Genomic DNA, 23,061 nt, shown 5'->3' on the forward strand with positions numbered 1-23,061 from the left:
TGCTCAGGCCTCCTGCGCCGTGACGGACGACTGCTGCGCTGCCGCGCGCCGTTGCGCGCGCGTCGGGCCGCCCGGGGTGGGCAGCCGGAAGATCGCCCGGACCAGCGGGGGCGCGGCGATGAACAGCACGATGAACGACTGCACGACGAGCACGATGTCGATGGGCGTGCCGGTGCGCGCCTGCATCGCGAACCCGCCGGCCCGCAGCCCGCCGAACAGCAGGCCCGCGAGCACCGTGCCGAAGGGCTTGGACCGGCCCAGCAGCGCGACCGTGATGGCGTCGAAGCCAAAGCTCGCGGCGACACCCGTGGTGAGCACGCGCTCGGTGCCGAGCACCTGCGCCGAGCCCGCCAGCCCCGCCAGCCCACCGGCGATCGCCATGACCCAGACCGTGACCCAGGGCACCGACATGCCCGCGGTGCGCGCGGCGTGCGGGTTGGCGCCGACGGCGCGGAAGCGCAGGCCGAGCGTCGAGCGCTCCATGAGCCACCACACGCCGAGCGCGGCCAGCAGCGCCAGGATGAACCCGAGGTGCAGCCGGAAGTTCGACCCGAGCAGCAGCGGGTAGGTCGCCGAGGCCGGGATGGGCGGGCTGATGGGGTTCGCGCTGCCCGGACGCTGGAACGCCGAGATGGTCAGCAGGTACCCGATCAGGTAGATCGCCACGTTGTTGAGCATGATCGTGACGATCACCTCGTTGGCGCCTGTCGTGGCCTTCAGCACGCCGGCGATCGAGGCCCAGATCGCGCCGCCGAGGCCCGCCCCGATGACCGCGAGCAGCAGGTGGAGCGCGGCGGGCAGGTCGAACGTGAACCCGATGTACCCGCCGAGCACGGCGCCCATGATGATCTGGCCCTGGGCGCCGATGTTGAACAGCCCGGCCCGGAAGCCGATGCCGAGGCCGAGGCCCGCGAAGATCAGGGGGGTGGCGACCGTCATGGTCTCGGTCAGCGGGCGGATGGTGCGGGCGAACCCGTTGCCCGAGAAGTTGATGACCGCGCCCTGGAACAGCGCGGAGTACGCGCCCCCGACGGCGTCGCCGATCGCGCCGAAGAAGTCGGTGGGCCGCGCGAACAGCCAGCCCGACGTCTCCTGTACGCGCGCGTCGGCGGCGGCGATCAGGATGCCGCCGAGCACCAGGGCGGCGACGACGGCGGCCAGCGTCACGAGCCAGCTCGACTCGAGCATCTCGCGCAGCACGCTGCGGCTCGCGGCGTCGAACCGGCTCTCGGCCGGCGGGGCCGGCGCCGGCTCCCGCGGGGTCGTGGCCTCGCTCACAGGGTGCCCTCCTCGCTCTGCTCTGCTTCGATGTCGGCCTCGCCCAGCGTCGTGTGGTGGGCGGCCGCCTGTTCGACGGCCTCGGCGAGCGGCACGCCGGCCATCATCAGGCCCAGCACGTCGCGGTCGGTCCCGCCCGGCACGACGCCGACGACGCGGCCGCGGTACATGACGGCGATGCGGTCGCCGAGCGCGAGCACCTCGTCGAGTTCGGTCGACACGATGATCACGGGCGTGCCCTTGTCGCGCTCGGCCACGATCCGTTGGTGGACGAACTCGATCGAGCCGACGTCGAGCCCGCGCGTGGGCTGCGAGGCGATGAGCAGGCGCAGCGGCCGGGACATCTCGCGCGCGAGGACGACCTTCTGCTGGTTGCCGCCCGAGAGCGTGCCGGCCGGCGCCGTGACCGACTGCGTGCGCACGTCGAACTCGACGATGCGCCGCTCGGCGTTGTCGCGGATCGCGCCCTTGTCGAGCGCGCCCGCGCGCGAGAAGGGCGGGCTGGCGATCATGTCGAGCACCAGGTTCTCCTCGACGGAGAACGTGCCGATGATGCCGTCGGTGCTGCGGTCCTCGGGCACGTACCCGACGCCCGCGGCGAGCGCGCCCGCGACGCCCACACCGACCAGCTCCTTGCCGTCGAGCGTGATCGACCCGGCCACGGGGCGTTCGAGCCCGATGATCGTCTCGGTGAGCTCGGTCTGCCCGTTGCCCTGGACGCCCGCGACGACAAGGATTTCCCCTCGGCGCACGTCAAGGTCGACGTCGTCGACCACGGGGACCCCCGTGGCGTCCAGGACGGTCAGCCCGCGCACCTGGAACGTCGACTCCCCGGCCTCGGCCTCGGCCTTGTCGACGCCGAGCGACACCGACCGGCCGACCATGAGCGAGGCGAGCTCGGTCTCGGACGCCGACGGGTCCGCAGCGCCGACGACCTTGCCGCGGCGGATGACGGTGATGCGGTCGGCGACCGCGCGCACCTCGCGCAGCTTGTGGGTGATGAAGACGATCGACGTCCCGGCGGCCTTGAGCTGGCGCATGATCGCGATGAGCTCGTCGGTCTCCTGCGGGGTCAGCACCGCGGTCGGCTCGTCGAGGATGAGCACCTTGGCGTCGCGTGAGAGCGCCTTGATGATCTCGACGCGCTGCTGGACGCCGACGGGCAGCTCCTCGACGAGCGCGCCCGGGTCGACCTCGAAGCCGAACCGGTCGGAGATCTCCTTGACGAGGCTGCGCGCCTTGCGCGCGTCGATGAGCCCGGCGCCCTTGATGGGCTCGTGCCCCAGCGCGACGTTCTCGGCCACGGTGAACACGGGCACGAGCATGAAGTGCTGGTGCACCATGCCGATGCCCGCGGCCATGGCCTCACCCGGCCCGGCGAACGCGACGGGCTCGTCGTCGACCAGGATCTCGCCGCCGTCCGGGTCATACAGCCCGTACAGGACGTTCATGAGCGTGCTCTTGCCCGCCCCGTTCTCGCCGAGCAGGGCGTGGATCTCGCCCGGCTCGACGACCAGGTCGATGTGGTCGTTCGCGACAAGGGATCCGAAGACCTTCGTGATCCCGCGCAGCTCCAGCTTCACCGGCGCCTCCTCCTCGTCGAGTCCATGGAACCTCACCTCGTCCCCGCGGGCCTGGCGGGGGCGCGGCGCGCCGCCCGCCGAGTCCGCGTGGCCGGGGACGGGTGGGACACGGCGGCCCGGGCGCGGGTGCGCCCGGGCCGCCTGCTACGCCGTCGTCACGGCGCGGGGGTCACTTCGGCGAGTTCGGCGACTCGATGGTCAGGTCGCCCGAGATGATCTTCGCCTTGAAGGCGTCGAGCTGCTCGGACACCTCGGCCGGGACCGCCGACTCGAAGTCGTGGAACGGAGCCAGGCCCACGCCCTCGTTCTCGAGGGTGCCGATGTACGGGTCGGGCGAGAAGTTGCCCTCGGACGCGGCCTTGATGACGTCGAAGACGGCCGGGCCGATCTGCTTCATCACCGAGGTCAGGATGATGTCGCCGTGGTCCGTGGTCAGGAAGCCGTCCGAGTCGACCCAGATGATCTTCTTGCCCGCGTCGGACGCCGCGGCGGCCGCGCCCAGGCCCACGGGGCCCGCGACCGGCATGATGATGTCGGCGCCCTGGTCGATGAAGCCCTGGGCGAGGTTCTGGCCCAGCGGCACGTTCGAGAAGTCGCCCGTGAACGAGCCCTGCTGGGTGTCCTTGTTCCAGCCGAGCAGCGTGACGTCCGCGTCGTTGTCCGTGTTGAACTGCTGGACGCCGTCGTAGAAGCCGTCCATGAACACCGACACCGACGGGATCTGCATGCCGCCGAACGTCGCGACGGTGCCGGTCTCGGTCATGCCCGCGGCCAGGTAGCCCGCGAGGAACGCGGCCTCGGCCGTGTTGAACAGGATCGGCTTGGCGTTGGGGACGGTGACCGGGTTGAAGTCGTCGTCCGAGAAGGAGGAGTCGACCAGCGCGAACTTGACGTCGGGGTTCGCGTCGGCGGCAGCCTGGATCGGGTCCTCGAGCTTGAAGCCCACGCCGATGATCAGGTCGCAGCCCTGCTGGATCATGTTGTCGATGTTCGGACCGAAGTCCGTGTCCGCCTGAGACTCGGCCTGACGGATCTGGATGCCGAGCTCGTCACGCGCCCGCGTCAGACCCTCGTGGCCGGACTGGTTGAAGGACTGGTCGTCGAAGCCGCCCTCGTCCGAGACCATGCAGGCCACGAAGTCGGAGGCGGCGGTCGCGCCGTCGGTCGCACCCGTGGCGCCGTCGCCGGCGGTCTCCTCGGGTGCCTGTCCACACGCGCTGAGCACGAGTGCCGCGACGCCCGCCAGCGCGGCGAGCCGGGTCGCTCTCTTCACCTTGATCTCCGTTTCGATCGGCGTCGACCGCGCAATGGGGGTGGGCGCGATCGGTGGGCGCGAGCCTAGTGGTGGTTCGGGGCGAACGCCCGGTTCGTCGCGCCTCGCACGCTCGGTTCGTGACCCAATCGCAACCCGCCGAGTGTCATTCGGCCTGCGCCAGCACTCCCGCCGCCAAACCCGCCAGCAGTCGGACCCCGACGCCGATGGCGCGCTCGTCGACCACCAGGTCCCCCTGGTGCAGGTCGTAGCGCCGCCCGCCCGGGGTCGCGGTGCCCAACCTCGCCATGGCGCCGGGCGCCTTGGTCAGGTACCAGGCGAAGTCCTCGCCGCCCAGCGACTGCTCGGTCAGGACCACACCCGCCGGCCCGACGACGGCGCGCGCCGCCGCCTCGAGCTCAGCGTTGACCGCCTCGTCGTTGTCCACCGGCGGCACCCCGCGCATGTGGTGCACGCTCACGTCGACCTCGTAGGGCGCCACGACCTGCTCGACGGCGTCGTGCAGCACCTGCCCGGCCCGCTCCCACGCGCGCACGTCGAGGCAGCGCAGCGTCCCGGAGACGGTCCCGGTCGACGGGATGGCGTTGTGCACGTCGCCCGCGTGGACCGCGCCCCACGTGAGGTTGACTCCCGAGCGCGGGTCGAGCCGGCGGCCCAGCACGCCCGGCACCTGGGTGATGACCTGCCCGAGCGCGTAGACGACGTCGCCCGTCAGGTGCGGGCGCGAGGTGTGCCCGCCCGAGGACGAGACCGTGACCGTGACCGTGTCGGAGGCCGAGGTGATGGGGCCGATGCGCGTGCCGACCTGCCCGACGTCGAGCTTGGGCTCGGCGTGCACCGCGACGACGCGGTCGACCCCGTCGAGCGCGCCTTGCGACAGCACGTCGTGGGCGCCGCCCGGCTGGACCTCCTCGGCGGGTTGGAAGACCAGGCGCACCGGGCGGGCGAGCCGCCCGGCCGCGTGCAGCTTCGCGAGCACCAGTCCCGCGCCGAGCAGCACCGTGGTGTGCAGGTCATGACCGCATGCGTGGGCCACGTGCGCGACGGTCGACTCCCAGGGGCAGCCGCAGCGGTCCTCGACCGGCAGCGCGTCCAGGTCGGCGCGCAGGGCCAGACGGGGCAGGGCCGCGCCCGCGTCGTCGTGCGTGGGACCGATGTCGCACACCAGGCCCGTCACCAGCAGCGGACGCGGCGCCAGGCCCGCCTCGCGCAGCCGGTCGAGCACCATCGCCGTCGTGCGCACCTCGGCACGCGAGACCTCGGGGTGTGCGTGCAGGTCGCGGCGGAATGCGACCAGCTCGTCGTCGAGCGCCGCGGCCAGGTCGGCGATCGACTCGCGCAGCGCGATCGTCACAGCAGGTCGTCCAGCCCGCGCTCGCGCACGGCGTCGACGACGGACTTGACCTGCTGCGCGCGCGAGCGCGTGGTCACCAGCAGCGCGTCGGGCGTGTCGACCACGACGAGGTCGTCGACGCCCAGCAGCGTCACCACGCGACCCGACGCGGGCACGACGACGTTGCCCCCCGTCTCGATGCGCACGACGTCGCCCGCCACGCCCACGACCTTGTCGCCCGCGTCGTCGACGCTCGGCAGCAGCGCGGCGAGCGAGTTGAAGTCGCCGACGTCGTCCCAGCCGAACGTGCCCGGCACGACGGCGACGCCGCCCGCCGCGGCGACCGGCTCGGCGACCGCGTGGTCGATGGCGATCTTCTCCAGACCGGGCCAGACCCGGTCCATGACCTCGTCCCGAGCCGGGGTGTCCCAGGCCGCCGCGATCTCCCGCAGGCCCGCGTGCAGCTGCGGCCGCTGCTGGGCCAGGTGCCCGAGCAGCACCGACGTGCGCGCCACGAAGATGCCGGCGTTCCAGCGGTACTCGCCCGAGGCGAGGTACTCGCGCGCGGTCGCCGCGTCGGGCTTCTCTGTGAAGCCGCGCGCGTGCAGCGCGCTGGGGGCGGCGTCGAGCGCGAGCGGCTCGCCGCTGCGCACGTAGCCGAACGCGACCGACGGGCGCGAGGCGGCGATGCCGATGGTCACGACGTACCCGGCGCGCGCGGCCACGACGGCCTCGCGCACGGCCTGCTCGAACGCGCTCTGGCCCGAGACCACCTGGTCGGCGGCGAACGACCCGACGACGACGTCGCCGTGACGCTGTTCGAGCACCGCCGCCGCCAGGCCGATGGCCGCCATGGAGTCGCGCGGCAGCGGCTCGGCGAGCACCGCGTCCTGCGCCATCGCGGGCAGCTGCTCACGGCACGCCGCGACGTGGCGCTGACCGGTCACGAGCACCACGCCGTCGGCGCCGGCGACGGGCGTCAGGCGGTCGACGGTCGCCTGCAGCAGGCTGCGCCCCGAGCCCGTCAGGTCGTGCAGGAACTTGGGCGACGCCTGACGCGACAGGGGCCACAGGCGGGTGCCGGCGCCGCCTGCGGGAACGATCGCGTAGAAGTCGTCGATGACGGCGCTCGTGGTCATGCAGGCAGCATAGTGACGCGCGCACGAGTCGACCCGGACCACGGCAGGCCACGGCGCTTCCGCTCCGCGCGGCACGCGCGGTCCGGGTGAGGTGACGAGTTCCCCGAGGCGCGACATCAAGGGTGTGGGAAGAGTCACAAATGGGGCGTCCTGCGCCGGTGCGGGGGCGACGCCCGCTGAGAGCGCCGACCCGAAGTCACTACAGTGACTGTGACGGTCAGCACCGAGGCCACGTCGCGGCCTGAGGGAGCCGGCCGTGGCTGTTCAGCCCGGAAAACCGAACGACATTGACCGGAGGCTCCTCCCGTGCCTGACGCACCCGGCGGCACGCTCTACCGCGGCCGCGAAGGCATGTGGTCGTGGGTCGCGCACCGCGTGACCGGCGTCCTCATCTTCTTCTTCCTGCTCGTGCACGTGCTCGACACCGCGCTCGTGCGCGTGTCCCCCGAGGCCTACAACATGATCATCGGCACCTACCGCCACTGGATCATGGGCCTGGGCGAGGCCGGCCTGGTGGCCGCCGTGGTGCTCCACGCTTTCAACGGCGTGCGGATCATCCTCGTGGACTTCTGGGCCAAGGGCCCCCGGTACCAGCGCGTGATGCTCTACGTCGCGCTCGGGCTCTTCGTGGTGGTCATGGCGGGCTTCCTGCCGCGGCACCTCATGAACGTCTTCGGAGGTGGGAACTGATGAGCTCGCCCGTGATCGACTCCCCGCGCAGCCCGTACGCGCGCCAGAGGACGACGCGCTCGAACTTCGAGCTGTACGGGTGGATCTTCATGCGCGCCTCGGGCGTGCTGCTCCTCGTGCTGATCTTCGGCCACCTGTTCGTCAACCTCATGACGGGCCACGGCGTCCACTCGATCGACTTCGCGTTCGTCGGCGGCAAGTGGTCCAACCCGTTCTGGCAGATCTGGGACCTGTTGATGCTGTGGCTCGCCATGCTGCACGGCACCAACGGGGTGCGCACCGTCATCAACGACTACGCGTCCAAGGACGGCACGCGGCTTGTGCTCAAGGCGCTGCTGTACTTCGCCTGCGTCGTGGTCGTCGTGCTCGGCACGCTCGTGATCTTCACGTTCAACCCGTGCCCGCCCGACGCCCCGGCGGACCTGCTGCCGTCGCTGTGCTTCCCGAGCTGAGACCGAGGACCGAATGATGCAGACACACCAGTACGACGTCGTCATCGTCGGCGCGGGCGGCGCGGGCATGCGCGCGGCGCTCGAAGCCTCGAAGGACGCGCGCACCGCCGTCATCTCCAAGCTGTACCCGACCCGCTCCCACACGGGCGCGGCCCAGGGCGGCATGGCCGCCGCGCTGGCCAACGTCGAGGACGACAACTGGGAGTGGCACACCTTCGACACCGTCAAGGGCGGTGACTACCTGGTCGACCAGGACGCCGCCGAGATCCTGGCGAAGGAGGCCATCGACGCCGTCCTCGACCTGGAGAAGATGGGCCTGCCGTTCAACCGCACGCCCGAGGGCCGCATCGACCAGCGCCGCTTCGGCGGGCACACGCGCTCGCACGGCGAGGCCGCCGTGCGCCGCGCCTGCTACGCGGCCGACCGCACGGGCCACATGATCCTGCAGACGCTCTACCAGAACTGCGTCAAGCAGAACGTCGAGTTCTACAACGAGTTCTACGTGCTCGACCTGCTGACCGACCACGACCTGACCACCGAGGAGCTGCCCGACGGCGCCGAGGTCAACGCGACGGGCGTGGTGGCCTACGACCTGGCCACAGGCGAGATCCACGTCTTCCAGGCCAAGGCGATCATCTTCGCCACGGGCGGCGCCGGGAAGATCTTCAAGACGACGTCCAACGCCCACACCCTGACCGGTGACGGCATGGCGCTGGCCTACCGCCGCGGGCTGCCGCTGGAGGACATGGAGTTCTTCCAGTTCCACCCCACAGGCCTGGCGGGCCTGGGCATCCTGCTGTCCGAGGCGGCCCGCGGCGAGGGCGGCATCCTGCGCAACGCCGACGGCGAGCGCTTCATGGAGCGCTACGCGCCGACCATCAAGGACCTGGCGCCGCGCGACATCGTCGCCCGGTCGATGGCCAACGAGGTGCGCGAGGGACGCGGCGCGGGACCGAACAAGGACTACGTGCTGCTCGACCTGACCCACCTGGAGCCGGCGCACATCGACGCCAAGCTCCCTGACATCACCGAGTTCGCGCGCACGTACCTGGGCGTCGAGCCCTACACCGAGCCGGTGCCCGTGTACCCGACGGCGCACTACGCGATGGGCGGTGTGCCCACCAACCTGCTGGGTGAGGTGCTGCGCGACGGCCACAACGTCGTCAAGGGCCTGTACGCCGCGGGCGAGGTCGCGTGCGTGTCGGTGCACGGCTCCAACCGCCTGGGCACCAACTCGCTGCTCGACATCAACGTGTTCGGCAAGCGCTCCGGGCGCGCGGCGGCCGCGTACGCCAAGACCGTCGAGGCGCACCTGCCGCTGCCCGAGGATCCGACGGCCGAGGTCGTCGCGCAGTTGGAGGAGATGCGCTCGCGGCCCGACGGCGAGCGCGTCGCGGACCTGCGCCGCACGCTGCAGGAGACCATGGACGCCAACGCCCAGGTGTTCCGCACGGGCGAGTCGCTCACCGAGGCCATCACCGTCATCAAGGACCTGCAGAAGCGTTACCGCAACGTCTCGGTCCAGGACAAGGGCAGGCTCTTCAACACCGACCTGCTTGAGGCGATCGAGCTGGGCTTCCTGCTCGACATCGCCGAGGTCACGGTGCTCGCGGCGCTCAACCGCAAGGAGTCGCGCGGCGGGCACTACCGCGAGGACTTCCCCACCCGCGATGACGTCAACTACATGAAGCACACGATGGCCTACCGCCGTCCGCCGGCGGCCTCCGACGTCGCCGACGGGCACATCGAGGGCTTCTTCGACCACGTCGAGAACCTCGACGGCTACAAGGTCGTGCTGGGCTCCAAGCCCGTGACCCAGACCCGCTACGAGCCGATGGAGCGGAAGTACTGATGACTGCTGTCGCCGAAGCCCCCGCGAAGGTGGGCGAGGTCCCCTCGTTCACCGTCACGCTCAAGATCCGCCGGTTCAACCCGGAGGTCAGCGCAGAGCCCATCTGGCAAGAGTTCCAGGTCGAGGCCCACGGCACCGACCGCATTCTCGACGCGCTGCACAAGGTCAAGTGGGAGCAGGACGGGTCGCTGACCTTCCGCCGCTCATGCGCGCACGGCATCTGCGGCTCGGATGCGATGCGGATCAACGGCCGCAACCGGCTCGCGTGCAAGACGCTGCTCAAGGACGTCAACCCCGACAAGCCCATCACGGTCGAGCCCATCAAGGGCCTGCCCGTGGTCAAGGACCTCGTGGTGGACATGGAGCCGTTCTTCGCCTCCTACCGCGAGGTCATGCCGTTCCTCATCACCTCGGGCAACGAGCCGACGCGTGAGCGGCTGCAGTCGGCCGCCGACCACGCCAAGTTCGACGACACCACCAAGTGCATTCTGTGCGCCGCGTGCACGTCGTCGTGCCCCGTGTTCTGGACCGACGGCCAGTACTTCGGGCCCGCCGCGATCGTCAACGCGCACCGGTTCATCTTCGACAGCCGCGACGAGGGCGGCCAGCAGCGCCTGGACATCCTCAACGACAAGGAGGGCGTGTGGCGCTGCCGCACGACCTTCAACTGCACCGACGCGTGCCCGCGCGGCATCCAGGTCACCAAGGCGATCCAGGAGGTCAAGCAGGCGATGATCCGCCGCGCCTTCTGACGCGCGGACCCACCCGCTGGTTGAGCCTGTCGAACCAGGCCCCCGCCCCACCCGCTGGTTGAGCCTGTCGAAACCAAGCCCCGACGCGGGGTGGTTTCGACAGGCTCAACCAGCGATTGCGCGTTTCGACGGGCTCAACCAGCGTCGGCGTCGAGCCGCGGCGGGTCGTGCATCCACGCGCACACCAGCAGCAGCATGCGCGCGAGGAAGTTGACCAGCACCAGGATGGTCACGATCGCCGCGAAGGGCGCGAGCAGGGCGTTGCGCCCGGCCGAGCCGACGACGAGCGAGGTGCCCGCCCAGCGCAGCGCCCCCGCCACCGCCCCGACGGCCAGGCACCCGAGCACCAGGTCCCGTCGGCCCGGCCGCGCCCCGCCGAGCAGCACCACGATCCCGGCCACGACGAGCGCGTCGAGCACGATCCCGACAGCGGCGCCGCCCACGCGCACCACCCAGGCGGCGGCCTCGCTTCCGCCGAGCAGCGACTCGACGACCTCGCCCACCGAGTGCGCGGCGATCGACGCCGCGGCCGAGACGAGCACCCCGACGCCGAGCAGCACGAACCCGACCAGTTGCCACAGCCGAGCGACGACGGCGTTGCCCTGGGTCGGGGGAATGTCGAACACGGCCCGCACCGACGTGCGCAGCGCGCCCATGACCCCCAGCGCCGACAGCAGCAGGACGACGGCGGCGACCACCGTCGTCCAGGCCGAGCCCCCGTGGAGGATCAGGTCGTCTGGGGAGACCAGGTCGCCCGGCCCCGTGCCGACCAGCCCGGGCACCCAGGTGTCCATCTGGTCGAGCACCGCCCCGCGCCACTGCGCGTTCGAGCCGAGCGACGCGGAGAACACCGACCACCCGATCGTCAGCGCCGCGAACAGGGAGAACAGGGCCGAGTATGCGACACCGCCGCACAACTGGGCCCCGTTGCGCGCCCCGTACCAGGCGAGCGAGCGGCCCGGGCGTGAGCTCTTCCACCAGTCGACCGCCCTGGTCACCGCAGCGGGGAGCATCACCCCACCGACCCTAGGCAGCGCCTAGGCGTCGCGCAGGTCGAACCGGCGCTGGGGGCGCCACACGCCGTCGTCGCCGTGCTCGTACAGGTGCAGCGCGGTCACGTCGAACGCGGCGTCGAAACCGGTCATCCGCTCGAACGCCCGGTCGAGCGCGTCATCGGGCACCTCGTGCGCGACGGTCACGTGCGGGTGGTAGTTGAACCGCGAATCCTGGGCCAGCACGCCGGAGCGCGCGGCCTGCTCCAGCTGCTCGCATTCGGCGATGCCCTCGACCACGTTGATGAACACCACCGGCGAGACGGGCCGGAAGGTGCCCGATCCGCGCAGGTGCAGGCGGAAGGTCGGCGTCTCGCCCGCGACCTTCTCCAAGTGCTCGCACACGGCGGGCATGACGGCCTGGTCGACGACCGTCGGGCCCACCACGGTGATGTGCGGCGGGATGGTGTCCGCGTGGCAGTCGCCGAAGCTGCGGCGCGCCTGCGCGAGCTGGGCGGCCCACGGCTCGGGCACCGCGATGGAGATGCCGATCCGCGCCTGCGCGGAGGTTCGCTCAGGAAGGTGCACGCCGGCTCCTCAGCCGCGCGCCACGGGCAGGAGGCCGAATCGGTCGTACACCCGGTCGAGCACGGGGCGGGCGATCGCCCGCGCGCGCTCGGCGCCGTCGGCCAGGACCTTGTCGAGCTGGGCCGGGTCGGCGAGATACGTCGCGGCGCGCTCCTGGAACGGGGCGAGGAACGCGACGACCGCCTCGGCGAGGTCGACCTTGAGATAGCCGTAACCGCGCCCGTCGTACTCGGTGGCGATGGCGTCCACGTCGCGGCCTGTCACAGCCGAGAAGATCGTCAGGAGGTTCGAGATGCCGGGCTTGGCGTCCGGGTCGTAGCGCACCCCGTAGGACTCGTCGGCGTCCGTCACCGCGCCCTTGATCGCCTTCGCGGCCTTCTTGGGGTCCTCGAGCAGCCACACGACGCCCTTGCCGCCCGATGACGACTTGCTCATCTTGGCGGACGGGTTCTGCAGGTCCTGGATCTTGGCCCCGCCCTTGACGATGTGCGCGTCGGGCACGACGGCGGTGCCGGCGCCGAAGCGCGAGTTGAGCCGCTCGGCCAGGTCGCGGGTGAGCTCCAGGTGCTGGCGCTGGTCCTCGCCGACGGGCACGAGCGCCGAGTCGTACAGGAGGATGTCGGCGGCCATGAGCATCGGGTAGGCGAACAAGCCCACCGTGGTGCCCTCGGAGCCTTGCTTGGCCGACTTGTCCTTGAACTGCGTCATGCGGCTGGCTTCGCCGTAGCCCGTCTGGCACTGCAGCAGCCAGCCCAGCTCGGCGTGCTCGGCCACGTGCGACTGCACGAAGAGGATCGAGCGCTCGGGGTCCACGCCCGCCGCGAGGTACTGGGCCGCGGTGCGCCGGGTGCGCTCACGCAGCAGCGCCGGGTCGGGGTTGACCGTCAGTGAGTGCAGGTCGGCAACGAAGTAGAGGGCGTCGAAGTCGTCCTGCAACGCCACCCACTGCCGCAACGCCCCGATGTAGTTGCCCAGGTGCAACGAGCCGTCGGTGGGCTGCATCCCGGACAGGATGCGGGGGCGGGGGCCGCCGGTGGTGTGAGGGGCGTCGGACATGGTCTTCATTCTGACAGGTCACGCGTGCTGACCGAAACGCGGACCGGGTCGGGCGTCGCGCTCAGGTGGCGTCGCTCAGGTGGCGTCGGGGTCGAACGGCGCGCCGCTCGTGCCCGGCGCGGCTCCCGCCGCCGCTCCCCGCACGGTGGACCCGGCGGGGCTGGCGGGCGCCGCCTCGGCGGCCGATCGCGCCGCCGTCGCGGGGTGGGTGGCGGACTGCGTCGCGGGCGTCGAAGCGTGCGTCGCGGCCCGCGCGCTCGCCGCGCCCCCGAGCCCGGGCAGCAGTGGCCCGTCGTCGAGCAGCGCGTCGCGCACGATGCGCCGCGGGTCGTACTGGCGCGGGTCGAGCTTCGACCAGTCGACGTCGGAGACCTCGGGGCCGAGCTCGTCGGCCACGCGCTCCTTGGCGTCCGCCATGAAGGCTTTGGCCCGCCGCACGAGCCGCGCGAGCTGCGCCGCGTACTGCGGCAGGCGCTCGGGACCGATGAGCACCACCGCGAGCAGCGCGATGATGAGCAGCTCGCCGCCGTTGATGTCGACCACGCCCGCCAGCCTAGCCGCGCGCGCCGCAGCCCCGGTCGCCCGGCGCCCCAAGCGCGCAGTCCGCGCTGGCAATCCCCGCGGGGCTTGTCGCCGGGTCTACTCCCCTGCCGTCCGAGCCAGGGCGCCGCGCACCGAGCACCACCCTCTCCCGATGCGCGAGAGCACGCCGGGGTCGTAGCCGTCGGCGGGGAAGGCGGCCACCACCGCGCCGAGCACCTCGCGCGGCACGTCGGCCGCGAGGTCGACGACGACGTCGCCCGCCTGCCAGGCCACGTGCCACGGCTCGCTCGACAGCACCGTCACGTCGCGGCCGCCGATCCGCTCGGTGTGCCCACCGGCCGCGCCGGCGTCGAGGCGCCCGCGCTGCTCACGCGCCACGACGTGGCCCGCCGCACCCGCGAGGTCGATCTCGAGCACGTCGGCGCGCTCGCCCAGCAGTCGCAGCGTCGAGACGTCGAGGCCGTCGGGCAGCGTCGCGGGCCGCACCCAGCCCTGCGCCGCGACCCAGTCGAACGCCGCGGCGTCGCGGCCAGATGTCACGCGCGAGGCGGCGAGCGCCGCGCCCAGAACGTCGTCGCCCGGGGCGTCGGCGTCGGCGCCGGTGCGCGCGAGCAGCGTGAGGGCCTGCGCAGGGGCCGGGTCGGGCACGATGACCGGGACGTCACCCACCGAGAAAAGCGCGGCCGCGGCGACGCCGATCCCGCTCACGCCCACGGACAGGGCGCGGCGCACGCGGCGACGTCGTGCCACGGCCATGAGGTCGCCCGACAGCGGGGGCGTGAAGGCCGCCGTCCCGGCCGGGGCCACGGGCCACGACCCGGTGGGCGGCTCGCGCAGCGGGTCGCCGGCGACGGAGGGCACGCTCGCCGACAACGCCATGAGGCGGTCGGTGAGGTCGGGCGCCGCGGCGACGTCGGCGGCTGCGGCCAGCGCCTGGCGCGCCTCGCGCTCGGCCGCCAACCCCGCGGCGCACGCGGGGCACACCGCGATGTGGGCGAGGGCGCGCTCGGCCTGCGCGGGCGCGAGCTGCCCGTCCGCCAGCGGGCTGAGCCAGTCGCCCAGGTGCCCGGGAACACGCGCGCTCATCGTCCACGCTCCCGCCGAGCGGCCCGTCGTGACACCGGGCGCATCAGGCCCTCCGGTGGGCCAGGTCGCGGCGCAACTGCGCGCGGGCGCGGTGGATGCGCGAGCGCACGGTGCCGAGTTTGACGCCGAGGGTCACCGCGATCTCCTCGTACGACAGGCCCTCGATGTCACACAGCACGACGGCCGCGCGGAACTCGGGGCTCAGCCGGTCGAGCGCGGCCTGCACGTCGTTGTCGAGGTGCGCGTGCTCGAACCCGCGCTCGGGCAGCCCGCGCGCGTCGTCGTCGGGGAACTGCCCGGCGTCGTCGCCCATGGCGTCCATCCGCACACGCTTGGCGCGGCGCACCGAGTCGAGGAAGAGGTTGGTGGTGATCCGGTGCAGCCAGCCCTCGAAGGTGCCGGGCGTGTAGCCCGACAGCGAGCGGAAGACGCGCAGGAACGTCTCCTGGGTGAGGTCCTCGGCGTCCTGGCGGTTTCCGGTCAGGCGGTAGGCGAGCCGGTAGACGCGCGCCGAGTGCTCGCGCACGATCGCGTCCCAGGTGGGCGGCGTCCAGACGCCGGCCTCGGGCGCGACGTCGGGCGCGTCGATCGCGTGCAGCGGTGTCATCGGGTCCATCGTGCCACGGGGCGCTAGCATCCCAGCGGGCCGTCCACTTCCGTGGTCACTCCTTCACCAGACGTCCGCCCGTCCCGCCAAAGGATCGCATCATCACGCACGCCGACAGCCCCTTGCCCGCCCCGGCCGACCTCACCGCCCACGACCGCACCGCGTCGTGGCTGTACGCCGAAGGGTTCGTTCCCGAGGACGAGGCGCTGCTCGCCGCGCGCGAGCGGGCCGCCGAACTCGGGTGTCGGGCGGTGTCCGCGGGCGTGGGCGCGCTGCTGTCGGTGCTGGCCGCCGCGCTGCACGCGCGCGCAGCGGTCGAGGTCGGCGCCGGTGCGGGCGTCGCCTCGCTGTGGCTGCTGCGGGGGATGCCCGACGACGGCGTGCTGACGACGATCGACTCCGAGCGCGAGCACCTGCGCGCCGCGCGGATCGCGTTCGACGACGCGGGGCTGGCGCCGCGGCGCACGCGCACGATCCCGGGTCGCCCCGCGGATGTGCTGCCGCGGTTGGCGGACGCGGCCTACGACCTCGTGCTGCTGGGCGGCGATCCCGCGATGAGCGGCGACCATCTCGACGACGCCGTCCGCCTGCTGCGCCCCGGGGGCATGCTCGCCGTGGACGGCGCGCTGCACGGCGGGCAGGTGGCGGACCCGGCGCGGCGCGACGAGGTCACGACGGCGGTCCGAGCGCTCGGGCGGGCCGTGCGAGCCGACGAACGGCTGATCTGCGGCCTGGCGCCGGTCGGTGACGGTCTGCTCCTGGCGACCCGCCGCCCCGCCTGAGCGGCCGGGCGCCGCGCAGACAGCGAGCGCGGGGCAGGAGTCCTGCCCCGCGCTCGCGGGCGTTGTCAGTGAGAGTCTCAGGCGACGACGGCCTGAAGGGCGTCGCCCAACTCGCTCGCCTCCGTGGCGTTGAGCTCGACGACCAGACGGCCACCGCCCTCCAGCGGGACCCGCATGACGATGCCACGTCCCTCCTTGGTGACCTCCAAGGGGCCGTCACCCGTACGCGGCTTCATCGCAGCCATCTGTGGCACTCCATTTCCGTTGTGCGGTCGTCTTGCCTGCACCAGTCTAGTTCAACCAATGCACCTGTCCGGAACCCGATACGCTCATGGACCTTCAGGCGAGACCGCGCAGGACCTGCGCGGGGACCGCCTCGTCACGCACCACGGCGACGAGGTCGAGCACGCGCCGGGTCGCCGCGACGTCGTGGGCGCGGAACACGCGAGCGCCCATCCAGGCCGCGAGCGCCGTCGCTGCGAGCGTGCCCTCCAGCCGCTCGTCGGGCGGCAGCCCGAGGCTCTCGCCGACGAAGTCCTTGCGGCTGAGTGCCATGAGCAGCGGATATCCGAGCGCGGCGATCGCCTGCGTGCGGCGCAGCAGGTGGAGCGAGTGCCACGTGTTCTTGCCGAAGTCGTGCGTGGGGTCCACGAGCACGCTCGCGGGCGGCACCCCGCACTCGACGGCGCGCGCGGCCTCGCGGCGCAGTGTCGCGACGACGTCGAGCAGCACGCCGTCGCGCGGGTCGGCGTCCGCGGGCGCGTCGGGGGGCAGCGGATAGGTGACGCGGTGGGGGTCGGTGCGCGGCGCCGCTCCCCCGGTGTGTGAGCAGACGACGCCGACACCGGCCTCGCCCGCGACCTCGACGAGGTGGGGGTCGGCGCCGGCCCAGGTGTCGTTGATCAGGTCCGCTCCGGCCGCGATGGCCTCGCGCGCGACCCCTGCCCGCCACGTGTCGACGGAGACCATGAGGTCGGGCACCTCCGCGCGCACGCGCGCGACGAACGGGACGACGCGCCGGATCTCCTCGGCCTCGTCGACCTCGGGTCCCACGCCCGCTCGCACCCCGCCGACGTCGAGGATCTCGGCGCCGGCCTCCCACGCGCGGTGCGCGGCGTCGAGCGCGGCGGCGTCGTCGGGCAGCCGGGCCGGGGCGTAGAACGAGTCGGTGGTGCGGTTGACGATCGCCATGATCACCGCGCGGTGCGCGGGTAGGCCGGTGCTCGGGGTGCGGGTGAGGCCCAGTTCGCGTCCGCGCAGCACCAGCGCCGCTCCCGCGGGCGGCGCGGCGCCGGGCCCGGGGGCGGGCGCGGCGCCGGGGTCGCTCACGCCTCGGGGCTCAGGTCGACGGCGGCGGCCGCCGCGGCGCGCTCCTCGGCCGCGATCTCCTCGGCCCGCACGCGCACGTACTCCACGGCCTCGTCGGGGTCGTCGGTCAGGTGCAGCAGCCGCAGGTCCGGCTCCGAGATCGTGCCGCGCTCCAGCACGGGTCCTCGCAGCCAGTCGAGCAGCCCGCCCCAGTAGTCGCACCCGACCAGCGCGATGGGGAACCCGGTGACCTTGTGGGTCTGGACGAGGGTGAGGGCCTCGAACAGCTCGTCGAAGGTGCCGAACCCGCCGGGCATGACGACGAAGCCCTGGGCGTACTTGACGAACATCGTCTTGCGCGCGAAGAAATAGCGGAAGTTCACGCCGAGGTTGACGTAGTCGTTCATGCCCTGCTCGAAGGGCAGCTCGATGCCGAGGCCGATGGACAGGCCGCCGGCCTGTGACGCTCCCTTGTTGGCCGCCTCCATGATGCCCGGCCCGCCGCCGGTGATGACGGCGTACCCCGCCTCGACGAGGTCGTGGCCCACGCGCTCGGCGGCCGCGTAGTCGGCGTGGTCGCGCGGCGTGCGCGCCGAGCCGAACACCGACACGGCCGGCCCGACCTCGGCGAGCGCGCCGAATCCCTCGACGAACTCCGACTGGATGCGCATGACGCGCCAGGGGTCGTTGTGCAGCCAGTCGGCGCCGTCGCCTCCGGACAGCAGGCGTTGGTCGGTGGTCTGCGACGGGATCTGCCCTCCGCGCAGCAGCACAGGACCCTTGCGGTAGCCGGCGCCCTTCTGGGCCACACCGTCGTCGGTCGCACTCATGCGCGTCAGCCTACGGCGGCGCCCCAGGATTCGACGGGAGAACGCGACTCACCCGCGCTCACGCGTCAGGGGCCGCCAACAGCCACGCCCGCAGCGCGTCACGGCACGGCGCGAGCTGCGCGACGGGCACGCGCTCGTCGTCCTTGTGGGCCAGCAGCGGGTCGCCGGGGGCGAAGTTGACCGCCGGGATGCCCAGCCCTGCGAACCGGGCGACGTCGGTCCACCCGTACTTGGGGCGTGGGGCGCCGCCCGTCGTGGCCAGCACGGCCTGCGCGAACGCGGCGGCGAGCGGCGCGTCCAGCCCGGGCCGGGCGCCGCCCGCGGCGTCGGTCACCTCGACCTCGAAGCCCGCGAACAGCTCACGCAGGTGGGCGACGGCCTCCTCGACCGAGCGCGACGGCGCGAAGCGGTAGTTGACCGTGACCACGCACGTGTCGGGCACGACATTGCCCGCGACGCCGCCGCGGATGCCGACGGCGCTCATCGACTCGCGGTACACGAGCCCGTCGACGTCGACCTCGGCCGGGACGTAGGCCGCGAGGCGGTCGAGGATCGGCGCGGCGAGGTGGATCGCGTTGACGCCGACCCAGGCGCGCGCCGAGTGCGCGGCGACGCCCCGCGTGCGCACCTCGACGCGCACCGTGCCGTTGCACCCGCCCTCGATGCCGCCGTCGGACGGCTCACCGACGATCGCGAAGTCGCCCTCGAGCAGGTCGGGGCGCCGCTGGGCCAGGCGGCCCAGGCCGTTGCGCACCGCCTCGACCTCCTCCTGGTCGTAGAACACCCAGGTCAGGTCGCAGGTGGGCAGCGCTCCGGGGCGGCCGAGGTCGACCGCGAGCGCGAGCATGAGCGCCAGGCCCGCCTTCATGTCGACCGTGCCGCGGCCCCACAGCTCGCCGTCGACCAGCCGCGTGGGCAGGTTGGGCGGGTCGGCCAGCGGCACGGTGTCCAGGTGCCCGGCGACGACGACGCGGCGTTCGCGTCCCAGGTGGGTGCGCGCGACGAGCGCATTCCCGTCACGCAGCACCTCCAGGTGCGGCTGGGCGCGCAGCATCGTCTCGACGGCGTCGGCGAGCGGGCCCTCGTCGCCCGAGACCGACTCGATGTCGCACACCGCGGCCAGGAGTGCGACGAGGTCCTGTCCCGGCCCGCCGGGACGCGCCGCCTCGGCGAGGGTGAGCAGGTCGGCGGCGGGTGTCAGATCGATGGACGGCACGGGGCGAGGCTACCCGCCACGGATAGGCTGGGGGCCATGAGCGACTCCCCCGCCCGCACCGCCTGGGGCTATGGCCTCGCGACCGTGACCCTGCCCGAGATCCTGGGCTCCGAGGAGCCCGTCACGCTCGACACCTGGTACCCGGCGCCCGCGCTCGGCGAGCCCGCCGAGTCGGCCGTGGCCCCCACGCACCTGACGGCGCTGGCGCGGCGTGACGAGGCGCGCGGCGTCGAGACCGTCGTCGTGCGCACCGTGGTCGACCTGGACGCGCCGATCGGTGACGCGGCGGACGCCTACCTGCGCCTGCACCTGCTCTCCCACCGGCTGGTGGTCCCCAACTCGATCAACCTCGACGGCGTCTTCGGCGCGCTCGCGAACGTGGTGTGGACCGACGCCGGGCCGTGCGCGGTCGACGGCTTCGAGGCCACGCGCGCCCGGCTGCGCGCGGCCAACGCCCGCCCCGTGACGGTGTTCGGCGTCGACAAGTTCCCGCGCATGGTCGACTACGTGCTGCCGTCGGGGGTGCGCATCGCCGACGCCGACCGAGTGCGCCTGGGCGCGCACCTCGCGCCCGGCACCACCGTGATGCACGAGGGCTTCGTCAACTTCAACGCGGGCACGCTCGGCGTCTCGATGGTCGAGGGCCGCATCTCGCAGGGCGTCGTGGTGCACGACGGCGCCGACATCGGCGGCGGCGCCTCGATCATGGGCACGCTGTCGGGCGGCGGCAAGGAGCGCGTCGTCATCGGCGAGCGCGCGCTGCTGGGCGCCAACGCCGGCGCGGGCATCGCGCTCGGCGCCGACTCGGTCATCGAGGCGGGCCTGTACGTGACCGCGGGCACCAAGGTCGCCGTGGTCGGGCAGAAGGCCGACGACGGCGGGCCGCGCGTGGTCAAGGCGCGTGAGCTGTCGGGCGTGCCGGGGCTCCTGTTCCGCCGCAACTCGACCACGGGGAGCATCGAGGTGCTCGCGCGCGCCGGGGTCGGGGTCGAGCTGAACGCCGCGCTGCACGCGCAGTGACCCCCCGCCCGGTGGGCGCCCGCGCCGCACGCGCTCGCCGGCGTCGAGCCCGCGCGGCGTTCGCCTTCGGGCTCGTCGCGGTGCTGGCGGCCGCGGGCTGGCTGTGGCTGCGCCCGGGCGACTCCCCGGTGCGCGAGCGCTGCTCGGCGAGCCTCGACGGCTCCGACTGGTACCTGTCCCCGGCTCAGGCCGAGAACGCGGCGCTGGTCGCAGGCGCCTCGGTGCGCCGCGGCCTTCCGGCGCGTGCGGCGACCATCGCGCTGGCGACCGCGCTGCAGGAGTCGAAGCTCATCAACGTCGACTACGGCGACCGTGACTCGCTGGGCCTGTTCCAGCAGCGCCCGTCGCAGGGCTGGGGCGCGCCCGAGCAGGTCATGGACCCGCTGTACGCGACCGACCGCTTCTACGACGCGCTCGTCAAGGTCCCCGGGTACCAGGACCTGGAGGTCACGGTCGCCGCGCAGGCCGTGCAGCGCTCGGGCTTCCCCGAGGCGTACGCGCAGCATGAGACGCGCGCACGCGCGTGGGCGTCGGGACTGACGGGCCACTCGCCCGCGGTCGTGTCGTGCGAGCTCGGCCCGGTCCGCGCGCCCCGCTCGGTGGACGCCGTCGCCGCGAGCCTGCGCGAGCGCGCGCTGCGCGACCTGGGCCTGAGCGCCGAGGCGGTCACCGTCCAGGCGGCCGGCGACGGCGCCGCGACCCTCACGGTGCAGGCGTCGGGGCTGGCGACCGGAGACGCTGCCCGCGCGGGCTGGGCGGCCGGGCAGTGGGCTGTGGCGACCGCGAGCGTGACCGACGTCGTCGAGGTCCGTGTCGCCGGCCTGCGCTGGACGCGCGCCGACGGCGTGCGCGCGGGCCAGGGCGACGGGGCCGCGTGGACGCCGGTCGACGGCGCGGCGCTGCCGGACGGCGTCGTGGAGGCGCGCGTCGCCGTCGCGCGTTGAGCCGACCCAGGCCTTGCGCGGCATCCACCCGCGCGCACGACGCCAGACTCTGCGCCGTCGGCGACGCGCCGATAGCGTTCGATCATGCTCCTGCACGATGTCCAAGCACGCGTCCGCATCGCGCTGACCACCACGCTCACGAACGAGTGGGGGCTGTTCACGCCCAAGACGGGCACCTCGGCGCCGAGCGAGCGGTCGATCGCGTTCCACCTCGGTTGGTACGTGCGCCCGATGATCGACGAGTCGTGGGACGTCGACTGCGACTACGAGCGCAGCGGCGCGGCCCGCGAGCCCTCGATGGCGTTCGGCGAGGGCGCGCAGCGCGCCCCTGACCTCATCGTGCACCGGCGCGGTCGCGTGGGCCCCGAGGACAACCTGCTGCTGGTCGCGCTCTCGACCGACTTCGCCTCGGACGAGACGGGCGCGCCCGACCTCGCGGCCGTGCGCTCGGTGCAGTTGCGCTACGGATACCGCTACGCGGTGTGGGTCGACCTGCAGTTGCGTGAGGACGGGCCCGAGGGGCGCGTGCGCCCGCTGTGGCACTGGAGCACGCTGGAGGAGGGCGCGGTCACGGCCGAGCCCGAGGCGGTCTACACGACGCAGGAGCTCAAGTCGATCACGAGCGCCATCCGGCTGCTGTACCTGGGCTGAGTCCGGACCGAGGACGCGCGCCCCTCAGCGCACGGCGAGCGGCACGTCGTCGAGCGCCACGCGCACGCTCTCGCCGAAGGCGAGGCGCTCACCGGCGCGGTGCTGGACCCGCACGAGGTGTCCGTCGGCGGTGCGCACGAGCGTACGGCGCACACTGCCGAGGAACATCGACTCCTCGACCGTGCCCGCCACGCCCGCCGTGTCGGTGGCGTCGAGCAGGCGCACGTTCTCCGGCCGCACGAAGGCCTCGGCGGGTCCGTCGGCCCGCTCCCCCAGCACCGGCGCCACCGCGCCGAGCACATGCGCGCGCCCGCCCACGACGTCGGCCGGGAGCACGCTCGAATGCCCGACGAATGCCGCGACCGCCGGTGAGGCCGGCCGCAGGTAGAGCTCCTCGGGGGCGCCGACCTGCTCGATCCGCCCCGCGTCCATGACGGCGATGCGGTCCGAGACGGCCAGGGCCTCCTCCTGGTCGTGCGTGACGAACACCGTGGTGATGCCCAGACGCAGTTGGAGTCGGCGGATCTCGTCGCGCAGGCCCGTGCGCACCTTGGCGTCGAGCGCCGACAGCGGCTCGTCGAGCAGCAGCACGCGCGGCGCGGTCACGAGCGCCCGGGCGAGGGCGACGCGCTGCTGCTGCCCACCCGAGAGCTGGTGCGGATACCGCTCGGCCAGGTGGTCGAGTCCGACGAGGCCGAGCGCGTCGTCGGCCCGGCGAGCCGCCTCGCGACGCTCGACGCCCCGTCGGCGCAGGCCGAACATGGTGTTGGCCCGCACGCTCAGGTGCGGGAACAGCGAGTACGCCTGGAACACCATGCCCACGTCGCGGCGGTGCGTCGGCACCCGTGAGACGTCCTGGCCGCCGATCCGCACCGCGCCCGCCGTGGCCTGCTCAAGCCCGGCCAGCACGCGCAGCGCCGTCGTCTTGCCGCAGCCCGAGGGTCCCAGCAGGCAGACGAGCTCGCCCGGGCGGACGGCCAGATCGACGCCGTGCAGCACGCGCGTGGCCCCGAACTCCTTCACGACGCCCTCGAAGGTGACGTCCGCGGCCGCGCGCGACGTGGGGGCGGTCTGGGTCATGGGCAT

General features: G+C 73.1%; 24 protein-coding genes. 8 read left to right on the forward strand and 16 right to left on the reverse strand.

Going from position 1 to position 23,061, the window contains the following annotated elements; all coding sequences use genetic code 11:
- Positions 1-3: 3 nt before the first annotated feature.
- From EV386_RS10135 to EV386_RS10155, 5 genes are all read right to left on the reverse strand, one after another.
- Positions 4-1,278 (reverse strand): ABC transporter permease, encoded by a 1,275-nt coding sequence (locus tag EV386_RS10135; protein WP_423218972.1) that lies wholly within the window; start codon positions 1,276-1,278, stop codon positions 4-6.
- Positions 1,275-2,861, reverse strand: coding sequence for an ABC transporter ATP-binding protein (locus tag EV386_RS10140; protein WP_130416870.1), 1,587 nt, complete (start codon positions 2,859-2,861; stop codon positions 1,275-1,277). Before EV386_RS10140 ends, EV386_RS10135 begins: the two co-directional genes overlap by 4 nt.
- Before the next feature lie 169 nt (positions 2,862-3,030).
- The gene (locus EV386_RS10145) at positions 3,031-4,134 is read right to left on the reverse strand and encodes a BMP family lipoprotein (RefSeq protein WP_130414656.1); all 1,104 of its coding nucleotides are present in this window, start codon (positions 4,132-4,134) and stop codon (positions 3,031-3,033) included.
- 145 nt (positions 4,135-4,279) lie between these two features.
- Positions 4,280-5,488 (reverse strand): amidohydrolase, encoded by a 1,209-nt coding sequence (locus EV386_RS10150; protein WP_165399890.1) that lies wholly within the window; start codon positions 5,486-5,488, stop codon positions 4,280-4,282.
- A complete protein-coding gene (locus EV386_RS10155) occupies positions 5,485-6,606 on the reverse strand; it encodes a mannose-1-phosphate guanylyltransferase (protein ID WP_130414658.1) in 1,122 nt (373 codons plus the stop codon). The genes EV386_RS10150 and EV386_RS10155 overlap by 4 nt, the downstream gene beginning before the upstream one ends.
- A 306-nt stretch (positions 6,607-6,912) precedes the next feature.
- Between EV386_RS10155 and sdhC the strand changes: the two genes are divergently transcribed.
- Genes sdhC through EV386_RS10175 form a run of 4 tightly spaced genes read left to right on the forward strand, consistent with a single transcriptional unit; the run spans position 6,913 to position 10,352 of the window.
- Positions 6,913-7,296 carry a succinate dehydrogenase, cytochrome b556 subunit gene (gene sdhC, locus EV386_RS10160; RefSeq protein WP_130414660.1) on the forward strand — a complete coding sequence of 128 codons (384 nt, stop codon included), beginning with the start codon at positions 6,913-6,915 and terminating at the stop codon, positions 7,294-7,296.
- Positions 7,296-7,748 carry a succinate dehydrogenase, hydrophobic membrane anchor protein gene (gene sdhD, locus EV386_RS10165; RefSeq protein WP_130414662.1) on the forward strand — a complete coding sequence of 151 codons (453 nt, stop codon included), beginning with the start codon at positions 7,296-7,298 and terminating at the stop codon, positions 7,746-7,748. Before sdhC ends, sdhD begins: the two co-directional genes overlap by 1 nt.
- Before the next feature lie 16 nt (positions 7,749-7,764).
- A complete protein-coding gene (sdhA, locus tag EV386_RS10170; RefSeq protein ID WP_130414664.1) occupies positions 7,765-9,600 on the forward strand; it encodes a succinate dehydrogenase flavoprotein subunit in 1,836 nt (611 codons plus the stop codon).
- Entirely contained in the window at positions 9,600-10,352 is a 753-nt protein-coding gene (locus EV386_RS10175; protein ID WP_130414666.1) for a succinate dehydrogenase iron-sulfur subunit, read from the forward strand. Before sdhA ends, EV386_RS10175 begins: the two co-directional genes overlap by 1 nt.
- A gap of 134 nt (positions 10,353-10,486) precedes the next feature.
- Here the strand turns inward: EV386_RS10175 and EV386_RS10180 are convergent, their stop codons facing one another.
- The 6 genes from EV386_RS10180 to sigE form a co-directional block, all read right to left on the reverse strand.
- Positions 10,487-11,365 carry a YihY/virulence factor BrkB family protein gene (locus EV386_RS10180; RefSeq protein ID WP_242607908.1) on the reverse strand — a complete coding sequence of 293 codons (879 nt, stop codon included), beginning with the start codon at positions 11,363-11,365 and terminating at the stop codon, positions 10,487-10,489.
- 24 nt (positions 11,366-11,389) lie between these two features.
- Complete coding sequence (locus EV386_RS10185; protein WP_130414668.1) at positions 11,390-11,932, reverse strand: 2'-5' RNA ligase family protein; 543 nt, start codon at positions 11,930-11,932, stop codon at positions 11,390-11,392.
- Positions 11,933-11,941: 9 nt separating this feature from the next.
- Positions 11,942-12,988, reverse strand: coding sequence for a tryptophan--tRNA ligase (trpS, locus tag EV386_RS10190; protein ID WP_130414670.1), 1,047 nt, complete (start codon positions 12,986-12,988; stop codon positions 11,942-11,944).
- A gap of 75 nt (positions 12,989-13,063) precedes the next feature.
- Positions 13,064-13,531, reverse strand: a complete 468-nt coding sequence (locus EV386_RS10195) for a twin-arginine translocase TatA/TatE family subunit (protein WP_130414672.1) — start codon at positions 13,529-13,531, stop codon at positions 13,064-13,066.
- Positions 13,532-13,627: 96 nt separating this feature from the next.
- Positions 13,628-14,617 carry a zf-HC2 domain-containing protein gene (locus tag EV386_RS10200; RefSeq protein WP_130414674.1) on the reverse strand — a complete coding sequence of 330 codons (990 nt, stop codon included), beginning with the start codon at positions 14,615-14,617 and terminating at the stop codon, positions 13,628-13,630.
- Between the two features lie 43 nt (positions 14,618-14,660).
- On the reverse strand, positions 14,661-15,224 hold the full coding sequence (sigE, locus tag EV386_RS10205; protein WP_130414676.1) for an RNA polymerase sigma factor SigE: 564 nt from the start codon (positions 15,222-15,224) through the stop codon (positions 14,661-14,663).
- Between the two features lie 122 nt (positions 15,225-15,346).
- On the opposite strand from sigE, the gene EV386_RS10210 reads away from it, so the two are divergent.
- Positions 15,347-16,006 (forward strand): O-methyltransferase, encoded by a 660-nt coding sequence (locus tag EV386_RS10210; RefSeq protein ID WP_130414678.1) that lies wholly within the window; start codon positions 15,347-15,349, stop codon positions 16,004-16,006.
- A 77-nt stretch (positions 16,007-16,083) separates the two neighbouring features.
- Here the strand turns inward: EV386_RS10210 and EV386_RS10215 are convergent, their stop codons facing one another.
- The 4 genes from EV386_RS10215 to dapE all read right to left on the reverse strand — a co-directional run bounded on the left by EV386_RS10215 (position 16,084) and on the right by dapE (position 19,351).
- A complete protein-coding gene (locus EV386_RS10215; RefSeq protein WP_130414680.1) occupies positions 16,084-16,251 on the reverse strand; it encodes a DUF3117 domain-containing protein in 168 nt (55 codons plus the stop codon).
- Between the two features lie 94 nt (positions 16,252-16,345).
- Entirely contained in the window at positions 16,346-17,335 is a 990-nt protein-coding gene (gene folP / locus EV386_RS10220) for a dihydropteroate synthase (RefSeq protein WP_207216510.1), read from the reverse strand.
- Positions 17,332-18,144, reverse strand: a complete 813-nt coding sequence (locus EV386_RS10230; protein ID WP_130414682.1) for an LOG family protein — start codon at positions 18,142-18,144, stop codon at positions 17,332-17,334. The genes folP and EV386_RS10230 overlap by 4 nt, the downstream gene beginning before the upstream one ends.
- A gap of 58 nt (positions 18,145-18,202) precedes the next feature.
- Complete coding sequence (gene dapE, locus EV386_RS10235; RefSeq protein ID WP_423218999.1) at positions 18,203-19,351, reverse strand: succinyl-diaminopimelate desuccinylase; 1,149 nt, start codon at positions 19,349-19,351, stop codon at positions 18,203-18,205.
- A gap of 45 nt (positions 19,352-19,396) precedes the next feature.
- On the opposite strand from dapE, the gene dapD reads away from it, so the two are divergent.
- The 3 genes from dapD (at position 19,397) to EV386_RS10250 (ending at position 21,975) form a co-directional block, all read left to right on the forward strand.
- The gene (dapD, locus tag EV386_RS10240) at positions 19,397-20,380 is read left to right on the forward strand and encodes a 2,3,4,5-tetrahydropyridine-2,6-dicarboxylate N-succinyltransferase (protein ID WP_130414684.1); all 984 of its coding nucleotides are present in this window, start codon (positions 19,397-19,399) and stop codon (positions 20,378-20,380) included.
- Positions 20,377-21,324 (forward strand): hypothetical protein, encoded by a 948-nt coding sequence (locus EV386_RS10245; RefSeq protein WP_341272812.1) that lies wholly within the window; start codon positions 20,377-20,379, stop codon positions 21,322-21,324. Before dapD ends, EV386_RS10245 begins: the two co-directional genes overlap by 4 nt.
- An 84-nt stretch (positions 21,325-21,408) precedes the next feature.
- Positions 21,409-21,975 (forward strand): hypothetical protein, encoded by a 567-nt coding sequence (locus tag EV386_RS10250; RefSeq protein WP_130414686.1) that lies wholly within the window; start codon positions 21,409-21,411, stop codon positions 21,973-21,975.
- Between the two features lie 24 nt (positions 21,976-21,999).
- On the opposite strand, the gene EV386_RS10255 is transcribed toward EV386_RS10250, so the two are convergent.
- Positions 22,000-23,055 carry an ABC transporter ATP-binding protein gene (locus EV386_RS10255; RefSeq protein ID WP_423219000.1) on the reverse strand — a complete coding sequence of 352 codons (1,056 nt, stop codon included), beginning with the start codon at positions 23,053-23,055 and terminating at the stop codon, positions 22,000-22,002.
- Between the last annotated feature and the right edge of the window lie 6 nt (positions 23,056-23,061).

The sequence above is a fragment of the Xylanimonas ulmi genome (genome assembly GCF_004216535.1).
Taxonomy (GTDB): Bacteria; Actinomycetota; Actinomycetes; order Actinomycetales; family Cellulomonadaceae; genus Xylanimonas; species Xylanimonas ulmi.